Origin of the sequence: Streptomyces sp. NPDC051286 (genome assembly GCF_044455345.1) — a bacterium.
Taxonomy (GTDB): domain Bacteria; phylum Actinomycetota; class Actinomycetes; order Streptomycetales; family Streptomycetaceae; genus Streptomyces.
This window is the reverse complement of the sequence record NZ_JBITER010000011.1, coordinates 117,375-130,059: the sequence shown is the minus strand read 5'-3', so window position 1 is coordinate 130,059 and position 12,685 is coordinate 117,375. Positions and strand designations below refer to the sequence as shown.

14 protein-coding genes and 1 pseudogene are annotated in these 12,685 nt (G+C 70.2%); 4 read left to right on the top strand and 11 right to left on the bottom strand.

Annotated elements, in window-relative coordinates; all coding sequences use genetic code 11:
• Nucleotides 1–54: 54 nt before the first annotated feature.
• Complete coding sequence (locus ACIBB8_RS14215; protein ID WP_358861608.1) at nt 55–297, bottom strand: DUF397 domain-containing protein; 243 nt, start codon at nt 295–297, stop codon at nt 55–57.
• 3 nt (nt 298–300) lie between these two features.
• Entirely contained in the window at nt 301–1,161 is an 861-nt protein-coding gene (locus ACIBB8_RS14210; RefSeq protein ID WP_398951816.1) for a helix-turn-helix domain-containing protein, read from the bottom strand.
• 206 nt (nt 1,162–1,367) lie between these two features.
• On the opposite strand from ACIBB8_RS14210, the gene ACIBB8_RS14205 reads away from it, so the two are divergent.
• The gene (locus ACIBB8_RS14205; RefSeq protein ID WP_398951814.1) at nt 1,368–1,826 is read left to right on the top strand and encodes an ATP-binding protein; all 459 of its coding nucleotides are present in this window, start codon (nt 1,368–1,370) and stop codon (nt 1,824–1,826) included.
• Nucleotides 1,820–2,263 carry a hypothetical protein gene (locus tag ACIBB8_RS14200; protein WP_398951811.1) on the top strand — a complete coding sequence of 148 codons (444 nt, stop codon included), beginning with the start codon at nt 1,820–1,822 and terminating at the stop codon, nt 2,261–2,263. The genes ACIBB8_RS14205 and ACIBB8_RS14200 overlap by 7 nt, the downstream gene beginning before the upstream one ends.
• Nucleotides 2,264–2,307: 44 nt before the next feature.
• Here ACIBB8_RS14200 and ACIBB8_RS14195 read toward each other — a convergent pair.
• The 7 genes and pseudogenes from ACIBB8_RS14195 to ACIBB8_RS14165 all read right to left on the bottom strand — a co-directional run.
• Nucleotides 2,308–2,727, bottom strand: a pseudogene (locus tag ACIBB8_RS14195) (GTP-binding protein); the annotation flags it as partial.
• 78 nt (nt 2,728–2,805) lie between these two features.
• Nucleotides 2,806–4,152: a 6-phospho-beta-glucosidase gene (locus ACIBB8_RS14190; RefSeq protein WP_398951809.1), complete on the bottom strand. Its 1,347-nt coding sequence runs from the start codon at nt 4,150–4,152 to the stop codon at nt 2,806–2,808.
• Nucleotides 4,153–4,284: 132 nt separating this feature from the next.
• Nucleotides 4,285–5,826, bottom strand: a complete 1,542-nt coding sequence (locus ACIBB8_RS14185) for a cytochrome P450 (protein ID WP_398951807.1) — start codon at nt 5,824–5,826, stop codon at nt 4,285–4,287.
• A 69-nt stretch (nt 5,827–5,895) separates the two neighbouring features.
• Complete coding sequence (locus ACIBB8_RS14180) at nt 5,896–6,510, bottom strand: GTP-binding protein (RefSeq protein WP_398951805.1); 615 nt, start codon at nt 6,508–6,510, stop codon at nt 5,896–5,898.
• Nucleotides 6,491–6,862, bottom strand: coding sequence for a DUF742 domain-containing protein (locus ACIBB8_RS14175; protein WP_398951802.1), 372 nt, complete (start codon nt 6,860–6,862; stop codon nt 6,491–6,493). Before ACIBB8_RS14175 ends, ACIBB8_RS14180 begins: the two co-directional genes overlap by 20 nt.
• On the bottom strand, nt 6,859–7,266 hold the full coding sequence (locus ACIBB8_RS14170) for a roadblock/LC7 domain-containing protein (RefSeq protein ID WP_398951800.1): 408 nt from the start codon (nt 7,264–7,266) through the stop codon (nt 6,859–6,861). The genes ACIBB8_RS14175 and ACIBB8_RS14170 overlap by 4 nt, the downstream gene beginning before the upstream one ends.
• On the bottom strand, nt 7,263–8,867 hold the full coding sequence (locus ACIBB8_RS14165; RefSeq protein WP_398951798.1) for a sensor histidine kinase: 1,605 nt from the start codon (nt 8,865–8,867) through the stop codon (nt 7,263–7,265). Before ACIBB8_RS14165 ends, ACIBB8_RS14170 begins: the two co-directional genes overlap by 4 nt.
• 213 nt (nt 8,868–9,080) lie before the next feature.
• Between ACIBB8_RS14165 and ACIBB8_RS14160 the strand changes: the two genes are divergently transcribed.
• Nucleotides 9,081–9,290, top strand: coding sequence for an SDR family oxidoreductase (locus tag ACIBB8_RS14160; protein WP_398951796.1), 210 nt, complete (start codon nt 9,081–9,083; stop codon nt 9,288–9,290).
• Between the two features lie 242 nt (nt 9,291–9,532).
• Here ACIBB8_RS14160 and ACIBB8_RS14155 read toward each other — a convergent pair whose 3' ends face one another.
• Both ACIBB8_RS14155 and ACIBB8_RS14150 read right to left on the bottom strand, forming a co-directional pair.
• Complete coding sequence (locus ACIBB8_RS14155; RefSeq protein ID WP_398951794.1) at nt 9,533–10,039, bottom strand: MarR family winged helix-turn-helix transcriptional regulator; 507 nt, start codon at nt 10,037–10,039, stop codon at nt 9,533–9,535.
• The gene (locus ACIBB8_RS14150; RefSeq protein ID WP_398951963.1) at nt 10,036–11,715 is read right to left on the bottom strand and encodes an FUSC family protein; all 1,680 of its coding nucleotides are present in this window, start codon (nt 11,713–11,715) and stop codon (nt 10,036–10,038) included. Before ACIBB8_RS14150 ends, ACIBB8_RS14155 begins: the two co-directional genes overlap by 4 nt.
• A 161-nt stretch (nt 11,716–11,876) precedes the next feature.
• Here ACIBB8_RS14150 and ACIBB8_RS14145 point away from each other — a divergent pair, with 161 nt between their 5' ends.
• Entirely contained in the window at nt 11,877–12,641 is a 765-nt protein-coding gene (locus ACIBB8_RS14145; RefSeq protein ID WP_398951792.1) for a VOC family protein, read from the top strand.
• The last annotated feature ends 44 nt before the right edge of the window (nt 12,642–12,685 follow it).

Genomic DNA, 12,685 nt, shown 5'->3' with positions numbered 1-12,685 from the left:
GTCCGTGGATCGGCTAACTGAGACTGAGCGTGGCAAGGACAGACGCCGGATGCGTCAGGTTCCGGTAAGGAGGAAGTCCGCTTGGCCGGCCTTTGCTCCCTGAATGAAGGCGGCGATCTCGAGGTGGGTGTAGATCAGGGCGGGGCCGTCGGGGTCAGCGGACTGGCGTACAGCGACTCTGCCGTCGGCCAGCTTCATGGCCTCGACACAGTTGCCGCCGTTCCCACCGCTCCACGGCTTGTACCAGCCTTCGGAGCCGAGTTCGCCGGCGGGCATGCCGTTGTATATGGGGTCCATCGATCACAGCTCCTTGCGGAAATCCCGGAGGATTTCCTTCGTGCGTTGTGCAGTTGCGGCCTGAGCCGCCATGCGGTCCATGACTTCGAGGTAGGAGGCCACCTCGGGGCGCGCGTCGAAGTAGACGGCGCCGGTCAGGTACTCGCTGTAGACCATGTCGGGCAGTTCGGGGATGTCGAAGCGGAAGAGGACGAACGGGCCGTAGGTGCCCGGGTGGTGGCCGCTCGCGAACTCCGCGATCTGCAATGTCACATGGGGCATCTCGGTGGCGTCCAGCAGCCGGTCGATCTGCGCACGCATGGTGTCGACGCTGCCGACGGGACGACGCAGGACAGTCTCGTCCATCACCACCCACAGCTTCGGGGCATCCGGCCGCGTCAGCAGGGACTGTCGCTCCATCCGCAGCGCCACATGGCGCTCGATGTCCTCGGGCCGGGTCTGGCCGACGGCGCCGGTACGCATCACCGATCGGGCGTATTCCTCGGTCTGCAGGAGTCCGGGGACGAAGTGTGGTTCGTACATACGCAGGAGGCCCGCTGCGCCCTCCAGGCTGACGTACATGCTGAACCAGTCGGGCAGGACGTCGTGGAACCGCTGCCACCAGCCGGGCTTGTTGGCCTCCTCGGCCAGCTCGACGAAGGACTCGGTCTCCTCGTCGGCGATCCCGTAGGCCTTCAGGAGCAATTGCACATAAGGGATCTTGAGCGCGACCTCGGCGGTCTCCATCCTGCGTATCGTCGCGGGAGCGACCCGGAGCACCTTCGCAGCCTGGTCACGGCTCAGGCCGACACGCTCCCGCAGATCCTGCAGGCGCTTGCCGAGAACGACCTGACCCACGGTCGGGGCGGACCGCGGTTCGCTCACTTCAGACCTCCCGATGCGCTGTTTGCGAGCAGTGTGCCATGCGTATGCCGCCAAAGACACAACCACTCTGAATTTTTCAGAGTGCCCCTTGCCAAGTGTTCACGACAGGGGGAGAGTTGGTGAGTGAACCAGTTCACTTAGTCATGCCCGCCCTCATGCCCTGGGATGCGAGGCGTGACGAAGCCCCCCACTGTGAGGAATCGGTCGTGGCACCTGGCAGTGCGCTCATCCCCCGGCTCATCGACCTGAGCCCCGGGACGGAAGCGCTCCGATACTGCTTCGCGCTCCCTGCGCATCCGGAATCGGTGGCCGGTGCGCGGCGGCTGACACGGACCCGGCTGGACGAGTGGCAGGTGGACGCTGAGACGCACGACGCGGCAATCCTGGTCGTGTCGGAACTGGTCACCAACGCGGTGGTGCACACCGCGAGCGCGCGCGTCGTGTGCGAGCTGCGCTGTCTCGAGAGACGGCTGCGCATAGCCGTGCAGGACCAGGGGCACCAGCCGGATGGCCCGAAGCTGTGCCGCACCGCCGACGACGAGCACGGACGCGGCCTGCTGCTCGTCGACGCGCTGAGCAGCGCCTGGGGATCCCGTGACGCGGGCGACGGATCGGGCCGGATCGTCTGGGCGGAACTGCCGCACCACGCGGAGCGGTCATGTTGAGGAACGCGATGTCCCATCTGCTCGGATCGCGTCTCTCCCGCGAGTCCCGCCTGCCCGGCTCCGAGGATGGCCTCGTGCAGCTGCCGCTGCCTCCTGCGCTGTCGGCGAGCCTGGGCTGCGACGCGGTGGGGGTGCCTGCCGGGTACGGCTTCCGGCTCATGTCCCATCTGCCGCGCACCGGCTGTGTCTTCGCGGACGCCGACCGCTGGTGGTGGATCGTACCGGCGGGCTCGGACCTCGATCTGGACTGGCCGGCGCAGGTCACGTACGCCAAAGGGGCGTACGTCCCCGCCGTGCGGCCGCGGCTGATCCACGCACCCGACAGCCGCACGCCGTACACTCCGCCCATTCCACTCTTCCTGATGGTGTGTCAGGTCATGGGTGTGACGCCGTCCTGGGCGGCGGCCGGTGGTCCGCACGCGGTACCCGCCGGCTGATCCGGCCGGCCCCGCCCTCGTTCGGGCGGAGCCGGCCGTTGCGTCACCGTCTGGCCCGTCTCGCGGTCGGTCCTGACCGCGAGCGAGGGGACCTCCTCGACCAGCCGCGCCAGCGCCGATACCAACCGGTCCGCGTCGGTGCGGCTGCGGGCCTCGAACGTGTCGCGGGCCCAGACCAGCGACCGCATACGCAGCAGGTTCACCACCCCTCTGAACCCGTCCTCCGCTCCGATCGGCAACTGGACCACCAGCGGGGCCGGATGCAGCCGTGCCCGGATCGACTCGACCGCCGTGTCGAGGTCGGCACCGGCCCGGTCCAGCGTGTTGACGAAGGCGATTCGCGGCACCCCGTGGCGATCGGCCTGCCGCCACACCGACTCGCTCTGCGGCTCGACTCCCGCGACAGCGTCGAACACCGCAATCGCGCCGTCCAGCACCCGCAGCGAGCGCTCCACCTCGGAGGATCAACGCCGACGCACAGCAGCCCCGCCTTCGGGTACGTACGAACCCGAAGGCGGGTACCAGGAGGCAGGGGCCGGGCCTCAAGGCCGGTTCAGGTAGGCGAGTCCGGGATGGACTTTTGTGTAACCGTCGACCAGCCGGCGGGCGACCGAGACCGAGTCGACGAGGGGGTGCAGTGCGAAGGCCTGCACGGCGGTCGCGCGTGAGCCGTTCGCGGCCGCGTCCAGAACGGCACGTTCGACGGCCTTGACCGCGGTGACCAGTCCGACGGCGTGGTACGGCAGGGGGTCGACGCTCACGGGGCGGGCGCCGTTCGCGTCGACGAGGCACGGCACTTCGATGACGGCGTCGGCGTCGAGCACGGAGAGCGTGGTGCGGTTACGGACATTGAGGATGAGCGAGGTCCGTTCGTCACGCGCGACGGCCCGCATGAGTGCGAGGGCGACCTGCTCGTACCCACCGGACTCCAGATCGCTCTCGTCGCGCTCGCCGACCCCGGCGACCTCTCTGTTCTCCGACATATAGGTGGCCTCGCGCTCGGCGCGGGTCCGGTCCCAGGCCGGGAAGGCAGGAGCGGCCGGGTCCTTCATCCGGGCGTAGAAGCCCTCCTGCTGATCGCGGAGGAAGGCGCCACGGGTCTGTTCCGCATCCTGGTAGGCGCGGACGGCTTCCCGGTTGAAGTAGTAGTAGTGCAGGTACTCGTTGGGGATCGCACCGAGTGACCGCAGCCAGTCGGTGCCGAAGAGCTTTCCCTCCTCGAACGAGCCGAGCAGGTGCGGGTCGGCGAGCAGGCGCGGCAGTTCGTCGCGGCCGTCGACGTGCAGCCCGCGGACCCAGCCCAGGTGGTTGAGGCCGGCATAGTCGATCCGGGCCCGCTCGGGGTCGACGCCGAGGGTCCGGGCGATCCGGCGGCCCAGGCCCACCGGGGAGTCGCAGATGCCGATGACCCGGTCGTCGAGGTGCCGGGACATCGCCTCCGTGACCAGACCCGCCGGGTTGGTGAAGTTGATGACCCAGGCGTGCGGGGCGAGCCGGGCGATGCGCCGGGCGAGGTCGACGGCGACGGGGACGGTGCGCAGTCCGTATGCGATGCCGCCCGCGCCGACCGTCTCCTGCCCGAGCACGCCTTCGTCGAGGGCCACCCTTTCGTCGGCGGCACGTCCTTCGAGACCGCCGACCCGGATGGCGGAGAAGATGAAGTCGGCGCCGCGCAGTGCCTCGTCGAGCTCGGTCGTGGCAAGGACGGCAGGTGCGTCCGGCACCCCTTCGGCCTGGTCGGCGAGAACACGGGCAATGGCGGTGAGCCGGTCGGAGTCCGTGTCGTACAGGGTGACAGCGGTGACCCGGCCCTCGGCATGGTCGGCGAGCAGCGCCCCGTACACGAGTGGGACCCGGAATCCGCCGCCGCCCAGAATTGTCAGCTTCACGCTTCCGCATGGTACGGGGGACCTTGTGCCCGCGCCGTGCCCGCCACCACGGCGGCATCGCGCAGACCGGTGGCCCGGAGCCAAGGGTCCCGGACCCCTGGAACGTCGCGTGTCGTCCCGTGAACGGCCCGGTCAGTAGCCGCTCCACCACCGTGTCACCGCACGCCACACCCGTGCCGGTGCGGCCGGCCTGCGCTGCTGCGGGATCCGGCCGGCGGACGCGCCATGGGGCGACGCATCGGTCCGCTCGCCGCCGGCGTGGCTCTGCCCGGTCTGCGCAGCCACCCCCGCAGGAACGGGCGCGGGCGTGGTGTGCGGGACCGGCGACTGTGCCTCCGAGTCGTCACGCGGTAGTCTGCGCCGCCCCGTCGACGGCAGCTCGTCGTCCTTCGGCGAGCGTGGCTCGAAGTTGGCCGGCAACTCCAGCAGATGCCGGGACATGATGTTCCCGATCCGATTCAATTCGCTTTCCTCGACGGCGAGTCCGAGGTCGGGTAGCCGCATCAGCAGGGCGTCGACGCCAGCATCCGCGATCGCCCGTCCGATGTCCTGCCCGGGGCACTCGTGCGGTCCGCCACTGAACGCCAGGTGCGCGCGGTTGCCCTCCATGTCGGCGGCCAGATCGGGCCGAACCACCGGGTCCGTATTGGCGGGTGCGATGCCGACGATCAGCGCGTCGCCCGCCTTGATCCGCTGCCCGCCCAGCTCCGTGTCGCCGACCGCCCAGCGGCCGAAGACCGCGGTGAACGGCGGCTCGTCCCACAGCGTCTGTTCGACCGCCTCCGGCACCGTCATGTGGCCGCCGCTGAGCCTGGCCCGGAACCGCGGGTCGGTGAGGACCATCCGCAGCACATTGGCGATGAGGTTGGCGGTCGCCTCGTACGCGGCGATGAGGATCAGTCGCAGATGCTCGGTGACCTCGGTGTCGGTCATGCCCGCGGGATGCTCGACGAGCCAGGTGGCGAAGTCGTCGGCGGGTTCGGTCCGGCGACGCCGGACGAGCCGGTTCAGTGCGGCGACCACGTACGTGTTGCTCGCGACGGCGGTCGCGGTGCCCCGGGTCATGTCACGGGCGGCCTGCACCATCAGGTCGTTGCACTCCTCGGGCATGCCGAGAATCTCGCACATCACCATCATCGGCAGCCACTCGGCGAACTGACCGACCAGGTCGGCATGGCCGTCCTGGCAGAACTCGTTGACGAGCCGGTTGCTGTAGCGGTTGATGTGCCGGCGGACGCCGCGATGGTCGATGCGCGCCATGCTGTCGGTGACCGCGCCGCGCTGGCGCTCGTGGGTGGCGCCGTCGGCGAAGACGCAGACCGGTTGCCAGGTGAAGATCGGGGCCAGCGGGTGGTCGGGGGCGACGCTGCCGTCCTGGAGGGCCCGCCAGCGCCGGGAGTCGCGGGAGAACTGCGAGGGGTTGCGGGTCAGGTGCAGGTTCTCGCTGTGCCCGAGCACCAGCCAGGCGGGTACGTCTCCGTGCAGCAGGATCGGCGCCACCGTGCCGTGTTCGGCGCGCAGCTTGTCGTACAGCCCTGCCGGGTCCCGCTCGGCCTCGGGGCCGTAGAACCGGCGCAGCCCGCCGGGTCCGACGCCGAGTCCATGCGCCGGGCATTCGGGGGGCGGAACCGGCCCCGCGGCCGCTCCGGGTTCGTGTGGGAAAGGGGTTGTCACGATCGCTCCAGGGATCAGGCTTCCAAGGATCAGTGCGAATGATCAGACGGCGTTCGAGCGGGAGGGTGCTCAGGCAAGCGGGACGGCCAGGCTGTGCAGATAGCGCATCAGGGTCATCAGCACATCGCGGCTGGAGCCGCGCAGTCTGGCGTCGCAGTCGATCATCGGCACGTCGTCCGGCAGGTCCAGTGCGCTGCGCAACGCCTCGGCGGGGTGCTTCGGGGCGTCCGGGAAGGTGTTGATGGCGACGACGAACGGCACACCGCGTTCTTCCAGGCGCCCGATCACGTCGAAGCTGGCCTCGAGACGCCGGGTGTCGATGAGGACGACGGCGCCGAGGGCGCCCTCGAAGAGACCGTTCCACAGGAACCAGAAGCGCTCCTGGCCCGGGGTGCCGAAGAGGTAGAGGATCAGTTCCTCGCTGATGCTGATCCGGCCGAAGTCCATGGCGACCGTGGTGGCGGTCTTGCTCTCCACTCCGACGTTGTCGTCCACGCCGACCCCGGCCTGGGTCATGGTCTCTTCGGTGGTGAGGGGCCGGATCTCGCTGACGGAACCGACCATGGTCGTCTTGCCGACCCCGAACCCGCCGACGATGACCACCTTCACGGCGGCCGTGGCCGTGGTCGGAAGGATGTCCTCGGTCCTGGGGCCGGTGATCGTGTCAGAGTTGCTGAAGTCCATGCATCACCGCTTCGAGAAGGGACCTGTCCGGGAGAGTGGCGCGGACGATGGGCGCGCGCGATTCGATCAGTTCGCTCGCGAGAAGTTCAGTGAGGAGCGAGGTCACCACGCTGAACGGCAGGCTGAGGTAGGCCGAGATCTCGGCGACGGATAACGGTGCCTGGCAGAGCCGCAGGATCACGGCCTGCTCGGGCTGGACCGTCGGCGTCGGCTGCTCCTTCGCAACGATCATGGTGACCAGGTCGAGCGCCGCCCGCTCACCACCGTCGGGATCGCCGGTGATGACGTACAGCCGCTCCGGGTCGCTCAGCACCGGATCAGTCTCCCGGCGTTCTCGTCGCATAGAACTCATCCGGCCTGCCTGTCATGGCGCGGCGGGCTCGTGAGATGGGCACCGATCCGGGCGACCATGTCGCGCATCCGTGCTCCGACGAGTCCCGCGTCCACCGTCTCTCCGGCAAGGACGGCGAGATACGCGCCGGTCCCCGCGGCCATCAAGTAGAATAATCCGCCGGTGACTTCGATGACGACGAGCCGCATCAGGCCGTCGCTGTAAGGGATTTCGGAGGCGACGGCCGCCGCCAGACTCTGCAGTCCGGCGCAGGCGGCCGCCAGGCGGTCGGCGACATCGGGGTCGCCACCGTGCTGGGCGATGCGCAGGCCGTCCGCGGAGAGCACCACGATCTGATGGATGTCCGGAACGTCGTCGGCCAGTTCCTTGAGCATCCAGTCCATATTTCCCCGCTGCTGGATCACTTCAGGTCTCCCTTGTCCCACGCGTCATCGGTGTCTTCGCCGGTCTTCGGCTCCTCCGGGACGCCGTTGACGGCGTTGGTGAAGGCCTCGAGCCAGAGCCCGGGGGGCTGGTCCTTGCCGCTGTGGCTCCCGTTGGCGTGACCGTTGCGCTGTCCCGAGGGCGGGGCGGCGGGCTGCACGGGGAGATTGTGCGAGCCCAGCGGCGCGCGGCCGCGGCTACGGCGCTGCGGGAGTCCGCCCGCGGTCCATTCCGTCACCACGGGGGCGTCGTCAACCATGGCCGACGACGCGGCCACCGGCCGGGAGTCGGAGGCGACCGGTCCGGTGGCCGGGCGGGATTCCACCGCGAGAGGCTTGCGGCGCTTGCTGCGCGGCGGGACGACGTGTTTCAGGCCCGCCAGGTCGATGTCGCTGGTGGGCCTCGACGTGGCGCCGATACCGTGGGCGATACCGGGGGCGGGACCGGTGGTGATCATGGCACGAGGGACGACGAGTACGGCGCGGACGCCGCCGTACGCGGACTGTCGCAGCGAGACCTGGAGGTCGTACATCCGGGCGAGCCGGCCGACGACGGCCATGCCGAGCCGGGGGGACTCGCCGAGGTCGTTCATGTTGGACCCGGCCTGGGCCCGGGCGAGCATGTTCTCCGCCCGCGCACGGGCCTCCTCGCTGAGGTTGACGCCGCCGTCCTCGATCTCGATGGCGATGCCGGTCTGGACCTCGACCGCGGTGACGTGCACACGGGTCTGCGGCGGCGAGTAGCGGGTGGCGTTGTCAAGGAGCTCGGCGCACGCGTGGATGAGCGGTTCGACGGCGGTGCCGACGATGGCGACCTTGGCAATCGAGTGCAGGTCGACACGCGGATATTCGAGGATCCGGGACATGGCACCGCGCAATACGCTGAACAGCGGTACGGGCTTGGGCCATTGACGGCTGGGGCGGGCGCCCCCGAGTACCGCGATGGAGTCGGCGAGCCGGCCGATCAGCGCGGTGCCGTGGTCGATGCGGAGCAGGTCGTCGAAAACATCGGGGTTGCGCCCGTGGTGCTCCTCCATCTCCCGCAGCTCGCTGGCCTGCCGGTGGACGATCGCCTGGACGCGCCGGGCGACGTTGACGAAGGCGCGCTGCGCGGAGTCCCGCATCGCCTCTTCGTTGTCGATGATGTTCAGCACCGTGCGGACGAGGGCGCGTTGGGCGTCGGGAAGGTCGCGGTAGACCTCATCGGCGTCGATGATGTCGCGCAGCACCTCGTCGGGCGAGTTGCCCACGCGGAGCCGGTGGATCGCGGCCGGCAGGAGCTCCTTGTTGATCCGGACGGTCTCTTCGTCCTGGGTGGCGAGGCGGCGTTCCAGGACGGCGAGGCGGTGCTCGTACTCCGCGCGCTGCCTGCGCATCGCGCGGGCGCGACGCGCCAGCGCGACGACGAGCGAGGCGATCACGACGGTGGCGACCGCACCGCACCAGACGACTGGTATCCGGGCTGCCCCGGAAACCAGCGCCGCGGCTGCGGCGGTCGCGCCGGCCGCCAGGAGCACGGGGAGCAACGCGGCTCGGGCAAGGGGGATTTCTCGGTGGATCGGCGGTGATTCAACACGAGCCATCTAAGACCTCTGGCGGTTGATTCGGGATGCATAAGCACGTGTAGGGCATGACGGAACAAGCGCTCGAATTCATATCAACTCGACTTCACTGCGCGTGAGCTTAGTCAGATCGAAACAGTGCTTCGACACATTCACCCAACCGTCTACGCGCGCGTTCCCGCGGTAATACACTCACGAGTTTTCGCACGCACCGCCTCCGAACGTGCGCAAGGAGTGACGATCACCGGAGCTCAGCAGGCCGCTCTCCGCCGCCCCGTCCCGGAGGTCGCCGCCTGCGCCCGACGGATGCTGGACTCCACGCCGTGGGGACACCGCGGATCCCCGCAGGACATCGCGTACGACGTGCTCCATCTCGCCTCCGAAGAGGCTCGCTTCGTGACCGGCACCGAACTCGTCGCGGACGGCAGCTGTACGGCGGTCTGAGCCGTCACCCCCCGGTCATGTCTTCGGGCGCCCACCACGGGACGTACTGCCAACAGGACCGTCAGCCGAGAGAGTACGGGCACGTCATGGGACCGACGCGGCGTCGGCGGTGAACGAGTTCACGCCGACCGACGCGGTGATGTGTGCGCTGATCCCAGCCGCGCACCCGCGGGCGCCGGCGGCCCGGGCAGGCCGTCCGACGGCCGTCGTCCACCCGCGCGGAGCGGGGTCCGATGCGCGGTTCAGCGCCGGGCCCCGCCGAGGCGTCCCTCCAGCTGGACCAGCAACTCGCTTAGCTGAGAGCTGAGTTCGCCACGGGTCCGTTCGTCGAGACCGGACAGCACGGTGCGTTCGTACGCCAGTTGCCGGGGCACCAGCTGATCGACCAGGGCGCGCCCCTCGTCGGTGAGACGGACGTGTGCGACGCGACGGTCCCGGGCGTCGCTGCGGCGGTCGACCAGGCCGCGCTCCTGGAGGCCCCGGAGGCGTTTGGTGACGGCGGCGCCGGAGGAGAACGTCTCCCTGGCCAGTTCACCGGGGGTGAGTTCACGGTTGGTACGGCGCACCGCGCCGAGCAGGTCGAACTCGGCGCGGCTCAGTCCGGCGGAGCGCAGCGGGGCGTCCTCCGCCTGCTGGAGCAGGGCGGCGCAGCGGTTGATGCGCCCGATGAGTTCCATCGGTCCGGTGTCCAGCTCCGGGTTGACGGCCTGCCACTGCCGTACCACCGAGGCGACGATGTCGTCGGTCACACCGCTCCGTTCTCCTGGGCGGGGACGATCAGCCCCTGCCGTGTTGCTGTCGCCGCGAGCGTACGGTGTCCGGCCTGCTCCGCCGCGAGGACCCGCTCCTCGGGCAGGGCGCGCTGCCACCATTCGCCCGCCGCGGTGTCGCCCGCCTCGCGCAGCTCGACGAGCGATCCTGTCAGCGCGCGGCGCGCGGCGTCGAGTGCGGCGGGTGCGGGTGCCGGGGCGGCCAGGGTCCGTGCGGCGTGGGCGCGGGCCCGGTCGGTGGCGGCAAGGGCCTGTTCCAGGCGCCCGGCGGCCCGCCGGTTGGTGACGGCCATGGCGGCGAGCAGTCCGACGGCGGCGCCGATGACGGTGTCCAGAACCCGGTCACCGATGAGTTCACCGGCCGGATGGGTGCCGCCGAACTCGATGACGAGGAGGGCCAGCGGGGTCACGGCGATGGAGCCGAGCCAGTAGTTGCGGGTGATCAGTGCCTCGGCGGCGAAGCTGGAGAAGAGGCAGCAGCCGATGAGCGCCAGCGGCCCCGTCCGGGTGACGGGGAGGACGGCGGCGAAGACGAGCACGCCGATGAGGTTGCCGAGGGTGCGCTGCAGGGCTCGGTTCCAGGAGAGCGTGACGTTGGCCTGGTAGATGGAGGCCGCGGTGACGATCGCCCAGTACGGGCGGCCCACGCCGAGAGCCATGGAGACGTATCCGGCGAGGGCACAGCCGACGAGGGTACGGGCGGCGATGGGCAGCAGCGGGGAGCCGGGGGCGAGCGCGCGCAGCAGTGTCCGGCGGGCGTCGCGGCGGCTGCCGGTCCCCCGGGCGGCGCGTTCGGCGTCGATCCCGAAGAGCTCCTCAGCGGTGCCGGGGGCGGGCGGCGGGGTGGGGACGGGTCCGCGGGCCCGGGTCTGATCCGCCCAGGCACGCAGTCGGTCGGGGTCGGCGGTGCGGGACCCGAGAGCAGCTTCGGCGAGGGCGGCCTCGGCGTGCACGAGGAGCCGTTCCAGCGCCCGGCGTACGGGGGTGGGGCGCCCGGAGGCGAGCAGCGTCTGCCAGCCGGCGTGCACGGCGGCGGCCGCGGAGTGCCGGGTGCGGTGTCCCGGGTCGGAGGCGTACGCGGCGGCGGCGTTCAGCGCGCGGGCCGTGGCGCGGCGCTCCGGGCCCTCCCGGCGGATCAGGGCGGGACTGACGGTGACCAGCCAGGCGAGCGCGCCCGCCGCCACGGTAAGCGCGAGGTGCCCGGGAACCTGGCCGAGGTGCTGCGGGGCGAAGAGGGCGGCCGAGGTGACGAACGTGAAGATCACATGCCCGGGAGGCCCGATACGGGTGGCATCACAGAGCGCCTTCTGCCCGGCCGCGAGGAGCGCGCCGACGGCGATCAGTACGGTCGTCGAGTCGGTGAGCGAGGCCGTGACCAGCGAGATCGCAAGGCCGACGAGCATGCCGAGGACGACTCCGGCGACGGCACGGGCGCGGCGGGCGTACGGGAGGTTGTGGCCGTACATCGCACAGAGCGAACCGGCCATCGCGTACATGACGAGGTCGAGCCGATCGAAGGCGAAGAGCACCAGGTCCGGCACGGCGGAGGCGACCACCACGCTCAGCGCCGGCTTGAACCACATGTCCGAGGGGCGGGCCAGGCGCAGGGCGGGGGCCAGCGGGAGTCTGCGGACGGAGGGCTGCCGGGTTCGCATGGTCATATCACTCACCCAAACACTTTAGCAGGTATTACACCTGTAAAATACTTCTCCGTATCACGGGCCGTCGCCCGGATGGCCGTCTTTCACGGCCGGTCGTACGTTGCGAGGAGACCCGCACACACGCGCGTCCCCGGAAAAGAAACAGAGGGAACGGAATGAAGCTCTCCGAACCGGTGCCCGGCGGTCCCTGCTGGATCGAGCTGAGCGCCTCGGACGTCCCGGCGGCCGCATCGTTCTACGCGGCGCTCTTCGGCTGGCGGTCCGAGACCGATCCGCGCGAGGAGGCCGGCGGCTACACGATGGCCCACCTCGGAGCTGCGCGCGTCGCCGCCCTCAGCCCGGTCTACCAGCCGGGCCGGCCACCAGCCTGGACGGTTTCGTTCGCCACCGAGGACATGGACGCCACGGTGGAGAAGGTGGCATCGGCGGGCGGCTCACTGCTGGTCGCCCCGATGGACGTCTTCGACCAAGGGAGATTCGCGGTCGCCGCGGACCCGTCCGGCGCGGTGTTCTCGCTGTGGCAGGGCCGCGCCTTCGCGGGCGCCGAGCTGCTGAACGCTCCGGGCTCGCTGGGCTGGGTCGAACTCGTCACCCGCGAGGCCGATCCCGCACTCGCCTTCTACCCGGCGGTCTTCGGCTGGACGGTCACCGCGTCGAAGACCTACCCCCAGTGGGGTGTCGACGGCGCTGACTTCGGCGGTCTGCTGGCGAGCGACGACACGCTCCCGCCCGAGGCGCCGCCGAACTGGCTGCCCTATTTCGCGGTGACGGACGTCGACGCGACCGCTGCCACCGCGCAGGGTGCGGGCGGTGAACTGATGATGCCGCCGACGACCCTCCCGGGCGGCCGGCAGATCGCGGTGGTCCGCGACCCGCAGGGAGCGGTGTTCGGGATCCACCAGGCAGGCGACGAGGGCTAACGGCCTGGTGCACGAGAGAGAGTGGATCAGGCCGTAAGAGGAGC